The 19,353-nt window shown below is 72.7% G+C and carries 20 protein-coding genes; 13 read left to right on the top strand and 7 right to left on the bottom strand.

The features are described from left to right. The first annotated feature begins 63 nt into the window (after positions 1-63). Together SM577_RS10590 and SM577_RS10595 are read left to right on the top strand one after the other, a co-directional pair. A complete protein-coding gene (locus tag SM577_RS10590) occupies positions 64-654 on the top strand; it encodes a TetR/AcrR family transcriptional regulator (RefSeq protein ID WP_302918540.1) in 591 nt (196 codons plus the stop codon). Positions 655-823: 169 nt separating this feature from the next. Next, a complete protein-coding gene (locus tag SM577_RS10595) occupies positions 824-1,687 on the top strand; it encodes a GNAT family N-acetyltransferase (RefSeq protein ID WP_474586800.1) in 864 nt (287 codons plus the stop codon). A 63-nt stretch (positions 1,688-1,750) separates the two neighbouring features. Here the strand turns inward: SM577_RS10595 and SM577_RS10600 are convergent, their stop codons facing one another. Continuing rightward, positions 1,751-2,911 (bottom strand): hypothetical protein, encoded by a 1,161-nt coding sequence (locus tag SM577_RS10600; protein ID WP_474586801.1) that lies wholly within the window; start codon positions 2,909-2,911, stop codon positions 1,751-1,753. Positions 2,912-3,044: 133 nt separating this feature from the next. Further along, on the bottom strand, positions 3,045-4,178 hold the full coding sequence (locus SM577_RS10605; RefSeq protein ID WP_474586802.1) for a hypothetical protein: 1,134 nt from the start codon (positions 4,176-4,178) through the stop codon (positions 3,045-3,047). A gap of 160 nt (positions 4,179-4,338) precedes the next feature. Between SM577_RS10605 and SM577_RS10610 the strand changes: the two genes are divergently transcribed. The 3 genes from SM577_RS10610 (at position 4,339) to SM577_RS10620 (ending at position 6,626) form a co-directional block, all read left to right on the top strand. Further along, complete coding sequence (locus SM577_RS10610; RefSeq protein ID WP_474582236.1) at positions 4,339-4,857, top strand: SigE family RNA polymerase sigma factor; 519 nt, start codon at positions 4,339-4,341, stop codon at positions 4,855-4,857. 6 nt (positions 4,858-4,863) lie between these two features. After that, positions 4,864-5,751, top strand: a complete 888-nt coding sequence (locus SM577_RS10615) for a hypothetical protein (protein ID WP_474586803.1) — start codon at positions 4,864-4,866, stop codon at positions 5,749-5,751. Between the two features lie 119 nt (positions 5,752-5,870). Beyond that, positions 5,871-6,626: a TIGR03089 family protein gene (locus SM577_RS10620; RefSeq protein WP_302918534.1), complete on the top strand. Its 756-nt coding sequence runs from the start codon at positions 5,871-5,873 to the stop codon at positions 6,624-6,626. A gap of 123 nt (positions 6,627-6,749) precedes the next feature. Here SM577_RS10620 and SM577_RS10625 read toward each other — a convergent pair whose 3' ends face one another. Further along, entirely contained in the window at positions 6,750-6,875 is a 126-nt protein-coding gene (locus SM577_RS10625) for a hypothetical protein (RefSeq protein WP_302918533.1), read from the bottom strand. A gap of 265 nt (positions 6,876-7,140) precedes the next feature. Here SM577_RS10625 and SM577_RS10630 point away from each other — a divergent pair, with 265 nt between their 5' ends. Further along, complete coding sequence (locus SM577_RS10630) at positions 7,141-8,103, top strand: zinc metalloprotease (protein ID WP_474586804.1); 963 nt, start codon at positions 7,141-7,143, stop codon at positions 8,101-8,103. A 235-nt stretch (positions 8,104-8,338) separates the two neighbouring features. Here the strand turns inward: SM577_RS10630 and SM577_RS10635 are convergent, their stop codons facing one another. Both SM577_RS10635 and SM577_RS10640 read right to left on the bottom strand, forming a co-directional pair. Next, a complete protein-coding gene (locus tag SM577_RS10635) occupies positions 8,339-8,584 on the bottom strand; it encodes a hypothetical protein (protein ID WP_474586805.1) in 246 nt (81 codons plus the stop codon). Next, a complete protein-coding gene (locus SM577_RS10640) occupies positions 8,581-8,847 on the bottom strand; it encodes a DivIVA domain-containing protein (RefSeq protein WP_474586872.1) in 267 nt (88 codons plus the stop codon). The genes SM577_RS10635 and SM577_RS10640 overlap by 4 nt, the downstream gene beginning before the upstream one ends. Positions 8,848-9,237: 390 nt before the next feature. Here SM577_RS10640 and SM577_RS10645 point away from each other — a divergent pair, with 390 nt between their 5' ends. The 4 genes from SM577_RS10645 (at position 9,238) to SM577_RS10660 (ending at position 13,035) form a co-directional block, all read left to right on the top strand. Further along, positions 9,238-9,447 (top strand): GntR family transcriptional regulator, encoded by a 210-nt coding sequence (locus SM577_RS10645; RefSeq protein ID WP_474586806.1) that lies wholly within the window; start codon positions 9,238-9,240, stop codon positions 9,445-9,447. Between the two features lie 231 nt (positions 9,448-9,678). Continuing rightward, positions 9,679-12,282, top strand: coding sequence for a NosD domain-containing protein (locus SM577_RS10650; protein WP_474586807.1), 2,604 nt, complete (start codon positions 9,679-9,681; stop codon positions 12,280-12,282). Positions 12,283-12,445: 163 nt separating this feature from the next. Beyond that, positions 12,446-12,691, top strand: a complete 246-nt coding sequence (locus SM577_RS10655) for a toxin HicA (RefSeq protein WP_233257927.1) — start codon at positions 12,446-12,448, stop codon at positions 12,689-12,691. After that, entirely contained in the window at positions 12,691-13,035 is a 345-nt protein-coding gene (locus SM577_RS10660; protein ID WP_302918530.1) for a type II toxin-antitoxin system HicB family antitoxin, read from the top strand. Before SM577_RS10655 ends, SM577_RS10660 begins: the two co-directional genes overlap by 1 nt. A 10-nt stretch (positions 13,036-13,045) precedes the next feature. Here SM577_RS10660 and SM577_RS10665 read toward each other — a convergent pair whose 3' ends face one another. Continuing rightward, positions 13,046-14,725, bottom strand: coding sequence for a DNA repair helicase XPB (locus tag SM577_RS10665; protein WP_474586808.1), 1,680 nt, complete (start codon positions 14,723-14,725; stop codon positions 13,046-13,048). A 175-nt stretch (positions 14,726-14,900) separates the two neighbouring features. Between SM577_RS10665 and SM577_RS10670 the strand changes: the two genes are divergently transcribed. Beyond that, positions 14,901-15,773, top strand: a complete 873-nt coding sequence (locus SM577_RS10670; RefSeq protein ID WP_474586809.1) for a L,D-transpeptidase family protein — start codon at positions 14,901-14,903, stop codon at positions 15,771-15,773. A 126-nt stretch (positions 15,774-15,899) separates the two neighbouring features. Beyond that, complete coding sequence (locus SM577_RS10675) at positions 15,900-16,136, top strand: hypothetical protein (protein ID WP_302918527.1); 237 nt, start codon at positions 15,900-15,902, stop codon at positions 16,134-16,136. A gap of 7 nt (positions 16,137-16,143) precedes the next feature. Here SM577_RS10675 and SM577_RS10680 read toward each other — a convergent pair whose 3' ends face one another. Continuing rightward, the gene (locus tag SM577_RS10680; RefSeq protein WP_302918526.1) at positions 16,144-18,621 is read right to left on the bottom strand and encodes a helicase-associated domain-containing protein; all 2,478 of its coding nucleotides are present in this window, start codon (positions 18,619-18,621) and stop codon (positions 16,144-16,146) included. A gap of 83 nt (positions 18,622-18,704) precedes the next feature. Between SM577_RS10680 and SM577_RS10685 the strand changes: the two genes are divergently transcribed. Continuing rightward, entirely contained in the window at positions 18,705-19,328 is a 624-nt protein-coding gene (locus SM577_RS10685; RefSeq protein WP_474586810.1) for an HAD family hydrolase, read from the top strand. Positions 19,329-19,353 lie beyond the last annotated feature (25 nt).

Here is a 19,353-nt window from a genome sequence, read left to right on the forward strand (position 1 = left end):
CTAGATACGAGAGCGACGCTAGCAGAGCGTCGACAGAATGGCTAGCGGTGCTAGAGTTCCGGAATGTCAACTCAGGCGCGGCGCGAGCGGGAGCGGGCTGAGCGGGAGCGGGCGATCATCGCCGCCGCCCGGGAGCTGGCCGAGTCGGAGGGCTGGGACGCCGTCACCACCCGCCGGCTCGCCGCCGAGATCGAATACAGCCAGCCCGTCCTCTACAGCCACTTCAAGGGCAAGGACGCCATCATGGCGGCCGTCGCCGTGGAAGGCTGCGGCGATCTGGCCGTCGAACTCGCCGCCGCCCGGGCCGCCGCGACCGACCCGCGGCACGCGGTGGCCGGCATCGCCACGGCGTACGCCGCGTTCGCCGAACGCCGGCCCGCGCTCTACGACGCGATATTCACCCTCCCCGTCGACCTCTCCTTCGCCAGCCAGGACACCCCGGTCGAGTTGGCCCGGGCCTTCGCCGAGCTGGCCGAGACGCTGCGCCCCTTCGCCGGTGACGACGACCTGGAGACGTTCACCGAGACCTTCTGGAGTGGGCTGCACGGGCTGGTCACGCTGATGCGCAACGGCCGGCTCCGGCGGGAGGAACACGAGCGACGGCTGGCCCTGCTGGTCGACCGGTTCGCCCCGCCAGGCACGTCGACGTCGTGATCCACGAGGCGCTCTGCTTCGAGGTCGCCATGCGCTGACGCTCCGAGGCGGGTATGCGGTGGAATCTGTTTGACACCCACCAGGGGCGCGGTGCCTACTGCCTGCCGGGCCTTCACCGGTTGACGGATGGTTGGCGGTCGGTCGGTGGGCGTTGACGACAGGGGTGGGGATGGCCGGGACAGGCGGGTTGACCTGGAAAGAGTTCGGTGAGGACCACCTGCCGGAGCTGACCCGGCTGGCCGAGGCGTGCCTGGGCGTCGACGGCGGGCTGCCGCTGTTCGCCCGTACGCCGTTGGTGCGGGCGCGGCTGCTTCAGTCCCGTACCCTCGGCGCCTGGCACGACGGTGGCCTGGTCGCGGCCGTGGCGGTCGGCCTGGGCGGACGGCCGGCCACCAGCACCGGCCTGGTGCACCCGGCCTGGCGGGGGCGGGGCCTCGGCGGGCGGCTGCTGAGCTGGGCGGGCGAGCAGGCGGGCGACGCCGACCTGCTGGTGACCACCGAGACGTGGAGCGCGGGCGCGGAAGCCCTGTTCACGGCGCACGGCTTCGAGCGGACGTTCACCGAGTGGGTGCAGCGGCACGACCTCGGTTCCCTTCCCGATGTCGCTCGCCCCGACGGCGTGACCACCGAGCCCGTGACGCTCGACGCCGAGCTGTTCGAGACCTACCGGGCGTCGTTCGCCGACCGGCCCGGCTTCGCCTCGCCCACCGCCGACGAGTGGCTGGGTGAGCTGGGAGAGGACGACGAGTACCGGCGGGACCTGTCGCTCGTCGCGCGCGGTCCCGACGGTGCCGCCGTCGGCTTCGTCAACGTCATCGACAACTGGGTCGACCAGGTGGGTGTGGTGCCCGGGTGGCGGGGGCGGCGAGTCGGGGCGTACCTGGTGGCCTGTGCGCTGCGCGGCCTCGCCCGCGACGGGGCGCGGGAGGTCTGGCTCTGCGTCAACGACAACAACCCGGCGGCGGGGCTGTACCGGCGGCTCGGGTTCGCCGACGCCGGCCGGCGGGCCCGCTACCTGCTCCCTCGCCGCTGACCACCGGGCGGGCGGCCCGCCCGCACGCCGCCCGGGCCGGGCCCGGGTCAGCCGGCCGACTCGTCAGGCCGCCGGCCAGGTGGTGTACGAGATCCGCGCGTTCAGGTTCGCCGGCACGCCGAGCCAGGCGTAGCAGTTGACCCGGACGACCGTGTCCGCGCCCACCCGACCCCAACCAGCGAGCACACAGTGACCGCGGGTGGGCTGGCTGTCGAAGTGCGGCGCGTGCGCGTTGACGAAGGCGGTGCCGTACGCCGCGCCGGTGCCCCGGAAGGTCATCTCGTAGCGGCCGGTGCCCAGCAGCGTGCCGTGGGCGCCGCCGTAGTCGGCCAGCACCGAGTTGTACGAGTCGCCGCTGATCACCCCGCCGCTCGCCTCCTCGCCGTAGAGCGTGCCGCTGGCGAAGCGCGGGCCGGTCGAGTGGCCCAGCAGGTCGACGCGGACGCCGTAGGTGACCACGAAGCGGGCGTCGACCGGGGTGCCCGCCGCGTTGGCGCAGCGCACCTGCCAGTGGTCCGGCCAGGAGATCTGGCAGTTCACCGCGCTGGTGCCGAGCGCGGTGACGTGGGTCATCGGGAAGTACGGGTGCCCGAGTTCGCTGGGCGGGTTCGGGTTCACGTGGATCTGGTAACGGCCGGTGCCCAGCCGCTCGTACCGGACCTCGCCGCCGGTGGAGTCGTACCGGTAGGTGGCGGGCAGCGTACGCAGCCCGGTCGGCACCGCCTGGTCGGTGACGAACCAGGCCAGCCGGCCCTGGTGGATCTGCTTGCGGTTGGTGAAGGTGGCCACGAACCGGCTGTCCACCGGCGCACCGGTCGCCGCGAAGCAGCGCACCTGGATCAGCAGGTCCGGGCCGACCAGGCTGCGGTACCAGCCGGCGACCGTGCAGTGCACCGGCCCGCCGCCGTACGCCACCGCGTGTGCCACCCCGCCGGTGGTCGCCGCCCCCTCCAGCGTCACCGTGTACGCCCCGGTGCCGGTCCGCCGCACGACGATGTCGCCTTCGGCGGAGTTGGCGCTGTAGCCGCCGGTGATCCGGTACTCGGCGGTGGTCGGCGAGTTGGCCCAGACCGTGGCGGTGACGGTCGGGTTGAGCACGGGCAGCGGATCCGCGGCGGCCGGCGCCACCCGGGCCGCCGAGCCGAGCAGTACCGCCGCCAGCACCACCGCCGCGCCGGTACGCCACCGCCGCCCCGTTGCGCCCCGTTCCCGTGACCCCAGCATCCCGGACCTCCCAGAACCAGCCGGCCCGGCGGGCCGACCGCCGGGGTGCGGCCCGATTCTGGCAACCGCGGTCAATGGATCCCCGCCGCCGACCGCGCCCCGGCCCTCCTCCCGGCCGGCGGCACCGGGAGCGTCAGCGGGCGACCACGGGACCGTCGGCAGGCCGGCGCAGCCGCCACCAGGCGCCGCCGACCAGGCTGAGCGTGATGACGCTGATCGCCACGTCGCCGGCCAGGGCCGCCGCCGGCGTCGCCGGGGCGTAGGTCGGCACGGCGTACGCGAACCCGGCCGCGACGACCAGGCTGGCCGAGGCGGCGGCCAGCACGTGCCGCTGCCCCCAGCCGGCCCGGCCGGACCAGCGGGCCACCAATCCGCCGGCGACGGCGGCGACCGCGGCCGCGACGGCGATCCCGGGCCAGCCGGGCACCAGTCCCAGGCTGGAATAGCCGACCAGCCCCAGCAGCGCCACCAGGACCGGTCGCGGTGCCCGCCCGGCGCCCGGCGACGGCGTGGCCATTGGCGCCTCGACCAGCTTCGGCGGAGCGCCGGCCGGCTGCGGCGCGTGGACGGGCGTGGGCGGCCGTGTGTGCCAGCCGGGCATGTCGGTGCGGCGGGGGCGGCGCCGCCAGCGGGGCAGCAGGGCCGCGCCGACCAGCGTGAGGGCCAGCGTGCCGGCGAAGCCCAGCTGGACCGGGCTGGCCAGGAAGCCCGCACTGCCGCGCGTGTCGGAGAAGATCAGCACGCTGCCGGCCAGGTAGAGCAGCGCGACCACGGCGAGACCCGGCCAACCCAGCCAGGGCCGCAGCCGCCGGCCCGCCCCGAGGTACGACTCGACCAGCGCGATCGGCGCGCAGATGCTCAGCAGCACGTGGTTGCCCACGTAGTCGACCACTTGCCGGGCGCTGAAGCCGAGCACCGGTACCCGGGTGGCCTCGGCGGCGGCCTGCGTGTCGGCGAACTCGGTGTCGTCCAGGAAGTCGGGGTTGAACAGCGACTGGTCGACCACACCGGCCTGGACCACCCCGAACGCGGCGGCGAGCAGCACGATCGCCGGCCAGCCCGCGCCCAGGCGCCGGGCGGTCTCCCGGATCAGCAGCGCCGCCCCGCCGTACATCGGGGCGAGCACGAGCACCACCACCAGGAACTCGTCGGCGGTGAAGCCGCCCCAGGAGCACTCGGCGGTCCAGGGCGCGAGCAGCAGCAGCGCCACGGCCGGCAACAGCCGGCGACGCAGGGGAAGGCGGTCGGGGTGACGCTCGGCCGGCATCGGCACTCCTCGCGGCGTTGCGGTGGGGACCACCCGCACCCTGCCCTGGCCACCCGGCCCGCCGATACGGCCACCGGGCCGGCCGGGTGGTAACCAAAGTCGACGCACCGGCGCGGAGAAACGCTGACAACCTTCTGCGGCACCGCCACGTGTTAGGGGCGTGACCGACCAAACAGAACGGCTCTCCAGTGCGGACCGGTCGTACGTGGCGTTCGTCGAGGTGGCCTGGCAACGCCACATCCGGCTGGCCATGCTGCTCACCGGCGACCGGTGGCGGGCCGAGGAGCTGCTGCAGGACAGCCTGGTCAAGGTGTACGAGCGGTGGCGCCGGCTGTCCCGGCTCGACGACCCGCACGCGTACCTGCGCCGGGCCCTGGTCAACAACAACACGTCCGGCTGGCGGCGCAGTCGCCGGGAGAACCTCGTCGGGGAGGTGCCCGACCGGGCCGCCCCGGCCGGTGACCTCGACCCGGACGCGGACGTGCTGCGCCGGGCGCTGATGTCGCTACCGGCCCGGCAGCGCGCGGTCGTGGTGCTCCGCCACTACGAGGACCTGACCGAGCGCGAGGTCGCCCGGGTGCTCGGCTGCACGCTCGGCACTGTCAAGAGCCAGAACGCCCGGGCGTTGGACAAGCTCCGCCACCTTCTCGATGAACCCACCTACCAGGTAAGCAGGTGATCAGTGATGGACACGCTCGACGAGCGCCTCGCCCACCGGATGCACGACATGGTCGACGGCGAGCCGGACTCCGTACCCCCGGTGGGGGTGCTGCTCGACCGGGGCCGGCGGGCCCGGCGGCGCCGGACCACGACGATGGTCGGCGCGACCTGCGCGCTGCTGGCGCTGGGGATCGGCACGGCGGCGACCGTGGCGACGCTGCCGGGGACGGGCCGCCCGGCCGGCACCGCCGCGCAGGAGGCGCCCCGGCCGGCCCCGGTCTCGCCGCAGATGAAGCTGGTCGCGGCGGTCACCGCCAGCGAGAACATCAGCTACCGCATGCGGCTGAGCTACGTCGGAGGGCTGACGTACGAGGGCGCGTTCGACCCGAAGACCCGCACCGGGTACGTCCGCGCGCCGCAGGACGACTCGGTGATGACCGAGTTGCTGATCAACGGCACCCGGTACGTGGGCGGGGAACGACCGCAGGGCGAGCTGCCGGCCGACAAGACCGGCCCGGGCGAGACGTACGGCCGGTACGGCCAGTACCCCGGCACGTACGACCGGCTGTCGCTGTACGACGACGGCAGCGGCGTGCTGGGTGCCGCCGCACCCGACCCGGCGGCCCTGCTCAGGGCGCTGAAAGGCGCGAACGCGACGATCAGCGAGAACCCGGACGGCACGCTGCACTTCCAGTACGGCACGCAGTACCGCGACGGGTCGACCAGCACGTCCGGCGACATCACTCTCGACGCCGACGGGCGGATCGCCACGGTGGTGCTCAGCAGCACGTGGCAGTCCACGGCGAAGGGCCGGCTCGACACCGGCACGGCCAACGCGACCCTGGAAATCTTCGACTACGGCGTCGAGGTGACGGTGAAGCGCCCGACCGACGTGGCCAAGGTCAAGGAGTAGCCCGGTACGGCGACGGGATGCCCGCGACCCGACGGTCGCGGGCACCTCTGGTCGGTCCGGGGGCGGGCCGGACGGCCGGCGGTGGTTAGGGTGGACGCACCGGCAGGGAGGAGCGCCCGATGGCTGCCAGTACGCCCGTCACCGTCGCGCCCGAGGCGCTGCGCACGACCGACCGTCCGCTGCTCAGCTGGTGCGACGACGCGACCGGCGAGCGGGTCGACCTGACTGCGGCGCAGCTCGGCGACTGGGCGGCGCGCAGCGCGGGCCTGCTGCGGGACGGCTGCCGGCTGCGCCCCGGCGACCGGGTCGCGGTGCTGCTGCCGCCGCACTGGCGTACCGCGGCGGTGCTGCTGGGCGCGTGGGCGGCCGGGCTGGCGGTGTCGTACCGGCCGCGGGCCACCGCCGGGCTGCCGGTGCTCGAACCGGGCGCCGACCGGCCGTACGACGCGGTGTTCGTGACCCCGGAACGGCTCGACGACTGGCTGGAGGACGTGCCGGACGGCACCCACCGCTACCTGGTCGGCACCGGGCCGGGCCGGCTGGCCGACGTGCCGGTGGGCTGGCTCGACTGGTCCGCCGAGGTGCTGCGGCACACCGACGCCCCGCCCGACCACGCCGCCATCCGCGCGACGGACCCGGCCAGCCCCGACGGCACCAGCTACGACGAGTGGGGGCAGCTCGCCCTGAGCCTGGCCGACCAGCTCGACCTGCGCGCCGGCGACCGGCTGCTGGTCGACGCCGCCGAGCACGAGCAGCCGGTGAAGTGGCTGCTCGCCCCGCTGAGCGTGGGCGCGTCGGTGGTGGTCTGCGCCAACCTCGACCCGGCCCGGCGGGACGCGCGGATCGCCGCCGAGCAGGTCACCCGGGTGCTCTGACGCCACCGGCCGCCACCTGTCCGGTGGCCGGCACAGCGCGTGCCCGCCACGCGGCCGGCACAGCACGTGCCCGCCGGGCGGCCGGCACAGCGCGTGTCCCTTACGCGGCCGGGCGCGGAAGGCTCACTGGAACAGTCGGCCGGGGCGTCTGGAGCGGGTCGGCTTGCTGATCATGGCGTCTCCGCGCCGGCGGCGCACCATGATGGTCTTGGTGCCCTTCTTCAGCCCTCGGAGGATTCTGTCCTTCATCGGTTGCCTCTCTTCCCGGTTACGCCAGATCGGAGACGGCGGTTCCGGTCTCGCGGCTCGCGTACCCCCGGAGGCGGCGGCCATGCGCGAGCATCGGCCGGACCGCTGCTCGGACGCACCGGGTTGGTCAGGCGTTTCGTCTGCTGAGGGTCTGTTGCCGCACGGCAACCACGTGGTCTGATACCGGGACGACGACGTCATCGACCTGGTCGTGGCAACCCCGCGTCGGTTCCGCACCGTTTTCCATCCCCTGAAAGGTGCAACGATGCACAGGAGACGAACTTTCCGAGCGGCGGTGCTCACCGCTACCGCTGCGACCTTCCTGGCGGCCGGTGGGGCCTCCGGGGCGGTGGCCACGGCCGCACCCGTGACCGCCTCCCCGGGTGTCGAGGCGTGCGAGCCGGATGGGCACGGGCACAGCGCGGCCCGGGTAGCCGAGGGCGCCACCGCCCAGGAGCCGGAGCTGTACTCGAAGAACGAGGCGAACGCGTACGGCGTGATCAAGGATTCGCCGCGGCTGGCGAACGGCAGCGTCACCGTGCCGACGGTCTTCCACATGATCTCCGACCACCCGCTCACCGCGGCCGAGACGGCCCGGTGGAACACCATGATCGCGGACCAGATGGAGGTGCTCAACGACTCGTTCTCGGGCAGCACCGCGCCGGACGCCTCCGACACGCCGTTCCGGTTCGACCTGGTCGACACCACCTGGACCGTGAACAGCGACTGGTACACCGTGGTGCCGGGCAAGAACGAGCGGGACATGAAGAAGGCGCTGTACACCGGCGACGCCCGCACCCTGAACGTGTACGCGGCGAACATCGGCGGCGGCCTGCTCGGCTGGGCGTACTTCCCGAAGGGCTACAACAACGGCCGCGACTACATCGACGGCGTGGTGATGCTCGACGAGTCGATGCCGGGCGGCACGGCCGGCAAGTACGCCCTCGGTGACACGCTGACCCACGAGGTCGGGCACTGGCTGATGCTGGAGCACACCTTCGCGCACGGCTGCTCCGCCTCCGGCGACTTCGTCGCGGACACGCCGCGCGAGGCCGCGCCGCAGTTCAACTGCCCGGTGGGCGCGGACACCTGCACCGCTCCCGGGCTGGACCCGATCCACAACTTCATGGACTACACGCAGGACTCCTGCATGAACATGTTCACGCCGGGTCAGGCGGACCGGATGAGCGACGCCTGGGTCGCCTTCCGAGCCGGCGGCGGCAAGTAGGTCTCGGTTGGGGGTTGGCGGGCCGGCGTTCGGCGGCCCGCCAACCCCTTTCTCGTGCCCGGCTTGATACGCCCCACGCCGCCGGCTGGTCCACTCCGCGCCGCCGGCCTGCTCCACTCCATGCCGGCGGCTTGATCCGCTCGACGTCGCCGGCTTGATCCACTCCATGTCGCCGATGTGGCGGCATCCAGGCCACCGGGATACCGCCACATCGCCGATCTGGTGACCCGAGCCGTCACCGGCGGGCGCAGGGCGCGGTGTGGTCGACCGGCAGGGTGCATCGCGCGCCGCCGGGCAGTGGCCGGTCGCAGAAGACCCAGTGGCGTACGCCCTGCTGGTCCTCGGCCGAGACGGTGACCCCGCCCGGCTCGACCCGGGCGGTGAGCCCGGCCAGCAACCGCGCGGCGGACCGGGCGAAGATCCGGGCGCGGTGCAGGTCCGGCGCGGTCACCGGCAGGTGGATCACCCAACGGTCGCTCATCGGTAGCGGTGGTTCGCCGACTGGGCGCTCTGCCAGGAGCGCAGCGCGTTCTTGATCCGTACGTTCTCCTCCTGCACCGCGGCCAGGGCGGTCTGCGCGACGGTGAGTTCGTCGGCCACCTGGTGCAGGAAGGCACGGATCTCGACCGGGTCGAGGCCGCGTCGACGGACGTTGAAGCACCGGTCGCGGATCTGCCAGGGCCTGATTCCTTGTGGTGGGCGGACATCTTCCGCCGGACGTGGTTCCTCACGTCGGCGCGTCAGCCGACGGATCAGGTTGCGCACGGGGGACTGCCCTTCGTCGGAACGGCATCGACGGTGGAGGGCGGCCTCCGCCGGTTGCGGGCGGCGGAGACCGCCCCCGCCCTGCCGCCTCGGGTGTGATGGTGCGGCGGCAGGGCCGCGCCGGGAGAGCGCGGAGGGTGAGGTCTCGGCGGCGATGCGAGACCGGTACGAGAGGCGCCAACGACCGCAGCGGCACCGCATCACCGAGAGCGACGGTATTGCCACCGAGTCACCTATGTCAAGCGCGTCTCCGAGTCAGCTACCCACCTATGTCACCAGTGCTACGTGCGTTGCCTGTTCCGCAGGAGTTGATCGATACTGGGCGGGCCAACCGACTGCAAGGGGCCCGATGTGCCTATTCCGCCCACTATGGACGAGCTGCTCGACGATCTTCTGAGCAAGATCAAGGACGGGACGTATCCGCCTGGGTCTCAGCTGCCGTCTGGACGGGCGCTGGCAGATGAGTACGACGTCTCGCAGTCCACGATCAGCCGCGCGGTGGCGCGGCTGCGACAGCAGGGCGTGTTGGTCGGCCGCCCTGGTCGCGGCGTCTTCGTGGCGGAGTCCAGACGGCGCTAATCCGCTGGCCAAGACCCTGCCGCTTGGCGTTCTTCGCCCGGCCAGGGAGGCCCGTACGTCGTTCCTACCAGGCCACCCACCTTCGGTGCGGAGCTGCGGCCGGCGGTCCACGCCTCCGGTCCGACGCGGAGGCTGAAGCCCGCCGAGATGCGCCGATCGGCGGACATCGCACTCCCGTCCACCGGGGTACGCTGCCGCGGCACGTCACTCATTGATCTTCACGGGGTGCTCATGAGGAAAGCCGTCCGTTCCCTGTTCGCGCTCGTACCACTGATCGGAGCCGCAGGTCTGGTCGGGCCGGGGGCTCCCGCCGCCGTCGCGGCCCCCGCGCCGGGCCCGGCCTCGGCGGGGTCCACCGGGTCGGAGCTGTTCGTCAGCAAGACGAGCTGCACGCCCGACGGTGACGGCAGCGCAGAGGCACCCTTCTGCACGATCTCAGCGGCTGCAGCCGTCGTGCAGCCCGGTCAGACCGTGCTGGTGCAGCCAGGGACGTATCCGGAGACGGTCGTCTTCACCCGGTCGGGCACCGAGGCAGCACCGATTACCTTCCGAGCAGTCAACATTCGGGGCGGCATGGTCCGGGTGGGCCGGTTCAACACCACCGCCGTCTCTGGAACGATCTTCGCTCTACGCCGGGTGCACGACGTGGTCGTCGAAGGTTTCACACTCTACGGTGACCGAGCGGATGCGGCAGTTGTTGTCGATGCGTCGACCCGGGTCACCGTCGATGGTTCAGCCGTCAATCAGGCGTCCGCACCGGCCGGCATACGCGTCACTGGCGCGTCCCAGAACGTGACCGTGAGCCGGAACTGGGTGAAGAATCTCGCCAAGCCGGGACTGGTCGTTGAGGCGGGCGCGGCGGGCACGACGGTGGTTGCCAACCAGTTTCCGGTCGGCACCATGGTCGTCGCCGACGCCCCCGGTTCCACCGTCACCAACAACACCGTCCGAGCCCTCTGCGGGCCCGGCATCGCCGTCACTGGCACCTCACCCAGCGCCGTGATCGCTAACAACATTGTTCAACCCTTGGCCGACCAGGGGGTGTGTGCACAGCCGGTCGACAAGACGGCCGTCGTGGTGTCGCCCCAGTCGGTGCCGGAAACGACGGCCCACCACAATCTGATCGACCCCACCACCGGCTGGGCCCCTTACGCCTGGGCCGGGACGACCTACCCGACTCTGAACGACTTCCGGGCGGCCACCGGGCAGGGCGCGAACGACATTGCCGCGGACCCGCTGCTCGACCTAACCTCGGCCGGTGACCGCGGTTACCTGCCGCTAAAGCAGGGCTCTCCTGGCATCGACTCGGCCGACGCGACCGTGCGCGGCGTTTCGGCCACCGACCTGCTGGGCAACCCGCATGCTGACGATCCGGCGAGGGCCAACACCGGCACGGGCAATGGCTACCACGACCGGGGCGCGGCCGAGAGGATCGGGGGGCACGGTACGACCGTCGAACCTCTCCGCAGGACGGTCGGTGCCGGGCCGCTGGACACCACGCTCCGGGCCCACACCTCGACCCAGTGGACGACCGACGGACCTGTTGGCTCCTTCGCCTACAGACACGACGACTTTCCCTTCTGGCGGGTCGGCGGGCCGTTCCTGGACGTGAAACACCGGTTCCGCCGGGCGGGAAGTTCCTGTGTGCTCGTGTACGACAGCTGGAACGGTTTCCGGTCCGGGGAGGGCATCACCTCCCAGCCCTGCACGATGCTGGGGGCGCACTACACGGCGGTGGCGCCGGCCCGCCTGCTGGACACCCGGTCCGCGATCGGCGTGGACACCACCACCCCGGTGGCGCCGAACTCCGAGGTGGTTTTGCCGATCAACAGCATCGGCGGGGTACCGGCGGCGGACATCAGCGCGGTGGTGCTGAACGTCACCGTGACCCAGCCGACGGCCGCCGGCTTCCTCACTGTCTATCCCGACGGCACGAGCCTGCCCGGCGCCTCGAACGTCAACTTCGTGGCCAAGGAGACGGTGCCGAACCTGGTGACCGTCCCGATGAGCAACGGAAAGATCAGGATCCGGAACAGTGGCAGTGGCACGGTGCATGTCGTCGCTGACCTGCAGGGCTGGTACGGGGAAACCGGCCAGGGCTTCGCCACCCAGACGCCGACGCGGGTCCTGGACACCCGCACCGAGGGTGGCGCGCTTGCGCCGAACAGCACCCGGACGCTCGATCTGGACCGGAAGGTCTCCCCGGGCGCCACGGCCGTCGTCCTCAACGTCACCGTCACCGCGCCGCAGGCCAACGGCGTGCTGAAGCTCTTCCCGCACGGTTCGCCGGTGCCGAACGCGTCGAACCTGAACTTCGTCACCGGCCAGACCATCCCGAACCTGGTGATCGTGCCGGTGACGGACCTCAAGGCGAGCATCCACAACCAGAGCCCCGGCAGCACGCACGTAATCGCGGACCTGGCCGGGTACTTCGGGTCCGACGGCCAGCTCAGCTACGTCCCGAACGGGCCGCTGCGGATCGCCGACAGCCGGGATGCCACCGGCCTCCCCAACCGCGGGGGCGCCAAGCCGCTTCAGCCGCGGGAGACGGTCACCGTCAGCCCGCACGTCGCCGATCTGGCCTGCTGTGTGAGCGCCGCCGCGGTGGTGGCGAACCTGACCGTCACCAAGCCGACCGCCTCCGGCTTCCTCATCGCCCATCCGGGCAATGAGGCGCGCCCGACGGCGTCGAATGTCAACTTCGTGCCGGGCGAGACAGCGTCTAACCTCGCCATCGTTGATACCCGTGGCGGGTTGAAGCTCTACAACGGCAGCTCGGGCACCACCCACGCGATCGTCGACCAGGCGGGCATCTTCATCACCCCGCAGTACTGACCGTCCGGCAGCGGCCGCGTCCCGTGTCGGGGGCGCGGCCGCTGCACGTCAGCCCTCAGCGGCGATGGGGATGCGACATTCGGCCGTCTCCACGTACAGCGTGGGCCTCGGACGGCCGGCAGGGCATTGTTTCGATGGTACCGTTGACGGTACTACCGGTGCTGTGCCGTCCATAGACAAGCTCGTCGCGGCGATGCGGAAGAACCAGCAGAACATCGCCTACAACGATCTCTATCGGGTGTGCGAGCACTACTTCGGGAAGCCGCGCCAAGCCGGCACGTCCCATGCGGTGTTCAAGATGCCCTGGGCGGGCGACCCACGCGTCAACATCCAGAACGACAAGGGCAAGGCGAAGGTGTACCAGGTCCGGCAGGTGCTCAAGGCGATCGACAAGAAGGAGGCCATGTGATGCAGACCGATCCTCACCCCGACGTGTCCCACTACACCTATCGCGTCACCTGGTCGGCCCAGGACGACGAGTTCCTCGCCACCTGCGCCGAGTTTCCGTCTCTCTCCTGGCTGGCGTCCTCGCAGATCGAGGCTTTGCAGGGGCTGCAGGACATGCTGCGTGAGGTGATCGCGGACATGGAGGAGCAGGGGGAGCAGGTGCCGCAGCCGTTCGCTGAGCGCAGCTACTCGGGCAAGTTCAACCTGCGCATCGGTGAGAGCCTGCACCGCGAGCTTGCCATCCAGGCCGCCGAGGATGGCTTGAGCCTCAACCAGTACATCCTGCGGAAGCTCAAGGCCGCCTGACCAGCGCGGTTCAGTCGACGGTCGGCAGCTTCGGGCCGAGGACGTCGTCGGCGTCCACGATCGTGTACGCGTACCCCTGCTCGGCCAGGAAGCGCTGCCGGTGCGCCGCGTACTCCGTGTCGATCGTGTCCCGGGACACCACCGTGTAGAAGTGCGCCTGGCGCCCGTCCGCCTTCGGCCGGAGCACCCGCCCCAGCCGCTGCGCCTCCTCCTGCCGCGACCCGAACGTCCCCGACACCTGGATGGCCACCGCCGCCTCCGGCAGGTCGATCGAGAAGTTCCCGACCTTCGAGATCACCAGCGTGCGCAGCTCGCCCGAGCGGAACGCGTCGAAGAGCCGCTCCCGCTCCTTGTTGGTGGTGGAGCCCTGCACGATCGGCGCGTCCAGGTACTCGCCGAGCTGGTGCAGCTGGTCGATGTACGCGCCGATCACCAGCGTCTGCTCCTCCGGGTGCCGCTGCACCAAGGCGCGAACCACTGGCAGCTTGGTGCGGGCGGTCGCCGCCATCCGGTAGCGCTCCTCGGTCTCGGCCGTCGCGTACGCCATCCGCTCCGCGTCGGTGAGCGTCACGCGTACCTCGATGCACTCGGCCGGGGCGATCCAGCCCTGCGACTCGATGTCCTTCCACGGCGCGTCGTACCGCTTGGGGCCGATCAGGCTGAACACGTCGCCCTCCCGGCCGTCCTCGCGGACCAGCGTGGCGGTGAGGCCGAGCCGGCGGCGGGCCTGGAGGTCCGCGGTGAACCGGAAGATCGGCGCGGGCAGCAGGTGCACCTCGTCGTAGATGACCAGGCCCCAGTCGCGGGCGCCGAACAGGTCCAGGTGGGTGAACGCGCCGCCGCGCCGCGAGGTGAGCACCTGGTACGTGGCGATGGTGACCGGGCGGATCTCCTTGCGTTCGCCCGAGTACTCGCCGATCTCCTCCTCGGTCAGCGAGGTACGGGCGATCAGTTCGCGCTTCCACTGCCGGCCGGCCACCGTGTTGGTGACCAGGATCAGCGTGGTCGCCTTCGCCTCGGCCATCGCCGCCGCGCCGACCAGCGTCTTGCCGGCGCCGCAGGGAAGCACCACCACGCCGGACCCGCCGGCCCAGAACGCCTCGACCGCCTCCCGCTGGTACGACCGCAGCGTCCACGGCTTGCGGCCCTCCTTGCCCGCCTCGGCCAGCTCGATCGGGTGTGCCTCGCCGTCGACGTAGCCGGCCAGGTCTTCGGCCGGCCAGCCCAGCTTGAGCAGCGCCTGCTTGAGCCGGCCCCGCTCGGACGGGTGCACCGCGATGGTGTCCGGGTCGATCTTGTTGCCGAGCATCCCGGCGAGCTTCTTGCTCTTGGCGACCTCGACCAGCACCACCCGGTCCAGCGCCCGCAGCACCAGGCCGTGCGCCGGGTCGTTGGCGAGCTGGAGCCGGCCGTAGCGGTCCATCGTCTCGGCCACGTCGACCAGCAGCGCGTGCGGCACCGGGTAGCGGGAGAACTTGATCAGCGCGTCCACCACGCTCTCCGCGTCGTGGCCGGCGGCCCGGGCGTTCCACAGCCCCAGCGGGGTGAGCCGGTAGGTGTGCACGTGCTCCGGGGAGCGCTCCAGCTCGGCGAAGGGCGCGATGGCCATCCGGCAGGCCTGCGCGTCGGGGTGGTCGATCTCCAGCAGCAGGGTCTTGTCCGACTGCACGATCAGTGGTCCACCGCTCACGCCAGCGTCCTCTCCTCGGGCTGCTCGCCGGCCGCCACGAACGGCGGTCACCCGCCGCAGGCCGACCATCCAGTGTTGCACGCACCGGGGTGAGCCAAGAAAAATGCTCACCGCACGCAACCGTCGCGGTACTCGCAAACGTCTACCAAGGGGACGGCTGTCCAGGGGAGGGCTCATGAAGCGTGTCCGGATCACCACCCGGTTGTTCGCCCTGGCAGTGGTCACGCTGGTCGGCGCCGGTGCGTGCACGTTCGATCCGCAGGCCGGCAGGAACGGCGAGCCCGTGCCGGCCGGTGCCGCGGAGCAGGTAACGGGGGCGAGCGGTGCGCCCGGGCCGGACCAGCGGACCCGGCCCACCACGGCGCCGCCGAAGCCGACCACGAAGCCGAAGCCCGCGGCGGAACCGACCCGGAGCACCCCGCCGAAGCCCAAGCCCACCCGCTCGCCGTCGTTCACCGGCTGCCCGCAGGGCGAGCACCAGCGCGCGGTGGAGACGTACCTCGCGCAACTCGGCGGGTTCGGCACGCTGACCGCCGACGGCCGGCAGTCCGCCGCCGACTGCGCCGCCATCAAGAGGTTCCAGAAGCGGTACGACATCCGCCCGGCCGAGGGCCGCGCCGGCCCCACCACGTACGACGTGGCGAAGCGGCTGGCCACCACCGACACCAGCCGGTGCAAGGTCGGCTCGGGCACCACCTTCTGCATCGACCTGACCCGGCAGACCACCTGGGTGATGCGCAACGGCAAGGTGATCGTCAAGCCCACGGTGACCCGCACCGGGATGCCCGGGTACCGGACGCCGGCCGGCACCTTCACCATCAACTACCGCAACATCAAGGAGTGGTCCAACCCGTACGAGGTCTGGCTGCCCTACTGGCAGCACTTCACCCAGGGGATGGGCTTCCACGAGACCACCACCTACCTGCACAACAAGTCGATCGGTTCGCACGGCTGCGTCAACCTGCTGCACGCCGACGCGGTCCGGTACTGGGAACTCGGCAGGGTCGGCAGCAAGGTGGTGCTGATGGGTCGCCGCCCCGGCACCTGAGCCGCCGCCCCTGAACGGATCGGGGTCGCACATCACGTCCGATCGGGGTTTTATCCCCTGTCACTCCGGTCACGCGAGTGACACGCTGGGACGGCAGGGGCCGTACCGGACGGGGAGGGGCGGAGGATGACCGTCGACCGTGAAGTGATCCCCCAGCACGACGACGCGCCCGCCGACGAGGTCTCCACGGCCACCGTCGTCGCCTACACGCTCGCCGCGGTGGTGCTCGTCGGGTGGTTCCTCTTCGGCTGGCTGGTGCTCCAGCAGGGCTTCGTGGACTCGATCGGCGAGTCGGCCGGCGCCGGCTTCGCGCTGCTGCTGATCGTCTCCGTGGTCGGGACGGTGCGGCGCAGCCGGCGCTGACCCCGGCTCACTCCTGGAGCACCGCCGCGGTGATCCGGTGCAACGCGAAGGTGTGCAGCATCTCCGTCCGCTCGTCCTCGGCCCGCAGGTAGCCGGCCCCGATCGACACCGGCCGGACCAGCCGGGACGCGGTCGCCCCGTGCGCGTCGACGTACCCCACCCAGACCAGCGCCTTGTCGCGCACCGCCTGTTGCAGCACCGCCAGGGCGTCGCTGTGGCTCGGCACCGCCACCGGACCGGTCCGGTCGGCGACGCCGCGGACCACTGCCGGCGCGCGCCGGGCCGCCCGGGCCGCCGCGTCGCCGCGCCGGATCTGCTCCACCACCCCGAGCAGGCGCGGCATTGACAGCTTCGGCGTGGCCAGCGGGTCCAGCGTCCGGGCGGCCACCGACACCCGGGCCGGCGCCCGCCGGGTCTTCGGCCGGGACAGCACGGCCGCCCCGCTGGCGTCCTCCGGCACCGGGGCGTAGCCGGCGTCGCGGAGCGCGAGCAGCATCCGGTTCACCTGGTACGGCGTGACCAGCACCGTCGGCGCCAGCCGGCGCAGTGCCAGCGACTCCAGCCGCCGGTCGGCCAGCACCTCGGTGAGCAGCGCCTCGTCGTCGCTGCGCACGTACCCGCCGGCCGAGCCCACCCGCAACCCGCCGTGCTTGCGGGCCACGTCGTCGATCAGGTACGTCAACCCCTGCGGCACCGGGGTGCGGGAGCGCCGCCGGAACAGCCCGTGCAGGTCGTCGGCCGAGTAGCCGGCATCCAGGGCGCGGCGCACGCTGGCGGTGGTGACCCGGTACACGCTGGCCCCGCCGGCCGACTCCTGCTCGGCCACCACCTCCAGTTCGGCGGCGAGCGCCGGGTCGGGCGGGCCGGGCACCACCACCGACAGGTCGGCCTGCACCAGGAAGTGGTCGACCGGGGCGGGGAGCAGGGCGTCCAGCGCCCGTACCGCCGTCGACGGCTCGCCCTCCTCGGCCTCCATGCGCAGCCCGAGCGGGTCGTCCGCGCCCCGCTCGTCGCCCGCCGTGACGTCGGCCAGCAGCAGCCGCCCGTACGAGGTGAGCGCGCCGAGACCGGTGACGCCCAGCGTGGCGGCCTCGGCCAGCACCTCCCGGTGCGCGGCCTCCCGGCCCCGGCTGCGCCGCGGCGCCCGCCAGTCCAGCAGCTCCTGCACCTCCTCCGGGGTGGGCGCGGTGGCCGGCTCCAGGTCGGCCAGCACCCCGAGCACCGACCGCCGGGCGAGCGGCGCGCCGGCCCGTTCCGCCTCGGCGGAGAGCACGGTGATCGGCCGGTCCCGGTCGTCGCGCTGCCCGACCAGCCCGACCTGGCGGGTCATGGTCAGCCAGGCCCGGGCCAGCTGCTCCCAGCGCTGGGCCAGCGAACTGGCCCGCCACACCTCGTAGCCGGCGGTCGGCAGCACCTGCTGGTCGGCGCCGTGCCGGGCGGTGGTCGCGCCGGGCAGGTCCATCTCGCCGAGCAGCCCGGCCGCGTACGCCACCTCCAGCAGCAGCGCCGCCGTCGGCTCGTCCACCCCGCCGACCCGGGCCAGCCGGCGCAGCTCGCGTACCCCCAGCCCGCCGGAGCGGAGAACCGGTACCGGCTCGGCGGCGAGGTTCTCCAGCAGCGCCTCGGTGAGGCGTACCACCTCCATGGTCTGGCCGGCGCCGGCGGAGTCGGCGGCCTTCGGCTCCCGGGGCGCGGCGGTCACCGGCGGCGGGCTGGTGCGCAGCGGGCCGAGCGGGCCGCTGTCCCGCCGCAGCAGCAGGCCGATCTCCCGGGGCAGCTCGACCGTGCCGGTGCCGCCCGCGCCGCCGGAGATCCGGACCAGCAGCCGGTGGTCGACCAGCCAGCGCACCGGGGAACCGGTCGGGGCCCCGCCGTTGGTCGGGTCGGGCGGCAGCGCGTCCTCCGCGCCGACGGGCGGCGCCTGGAGCGCGCCGGGCGGCACGCTGCCCACCGGCGGGCCGGCGGCCAGCCGGTCCAGGATCGCCCGGGCCGAGGGCGGCGCGGCCAGCAGCGTGCGCCGCAGCTTCGCCGGGTCCGCGCAGAGCGCGGCCGTCCGCGGGTCCAGCTCCGCCGCCGGTCGGCCGAGCCCCGCCGGGTACGGCGAGACCTCGTCGATGCCGCCGACGATCTGGAGGCTGCTCTCCGGGCCGTACAGCAGGAAGAGCGCGCGCAGCCGGTTGACAGCGGCCCGGACGGCGGTCGGGGCCGGCGGGTGCGGGCCGGCGGTGGCCATGGCGAGCACCGCGTCGGTGGAGGTGGTGCCGTCGGCCGGGTCCCGGGTCAGCCGGGCGGCGTCCAGGATCTGCAGGGTGAACTGGTCCAGCCCGTCGAGGGCGCGGGCCACCGAGACCCGCGACTGGGCCCGGATGGCGAGCGCGGAGACGTCGGCCGGCACGGGCACGACGAGGTCCGGCCGCAGCTGGAGCAGGGCGGCGAGCGACTCGTCGGGCAGCGACCGGAGGTGGTCGGCGAGTGAGGTGGTCATCGTCGTTCCACGCTAGCCCGGCGGGGGGCCGTCGCGCCCCTCGGACGTCCGGCTCGCCCGGGCTGACCGGGTACCTTCTCGGCATGCCCGCACCAACGGTCGGTTTCGACCTCGACATGACCCTGGTCGACTCGCGCCCCGGCATCGCCGCCGCCTTCCGGGCGTTGACCGCCCGCACCGGCGTGCCGGTGGACGCCGAGTTGGCGGTGTCCCGGCTCGGCCCGCCACTGCGCACCGAGATCGCCCACTGGTTCCCGCCCGAGCAGGTGGACGCCGCTGTCCACACGTACCGCGAGCTCTACCCGGCGTACGCGATCACGCCCACCGTCCCGCTGCCCGGCGCGCTGGCCGCCATCGAGGCGGTACGCCGCCACGGCGGCAGGGTCCTGGTGGTCACCTCCAAGCTGGGCCGGCTGGCCCGGCTGCACCTCGACCACCTCGGGATCACCGTCGACGAGGTGGCCGGCGACCTGTTCGCCGAGGAGAAGGCGACCGCCCTGCGGGCGCACGGCGCGACCCACTACGTGGGCGACCACGTGGCCGACATGGTGGCCGCGCGGGCGGCGGAGGTGCCCGGGATCGGCGTCACCACCGGCCCGTGCTCGGCCGACGAGCTGCGCGCGGCCGGGGCGGAACTGGTGCTGGATGATCTCACCGGATTCCCGGCGGCGCTGGACGGCATGATCCGGCTAGCCTTGGAGCAGTAGACGGTTCAAGCGAAGCAGGGGATCT

It is taken from the genome of Micromonospora desertarenae (assembly GCF_056150265.1).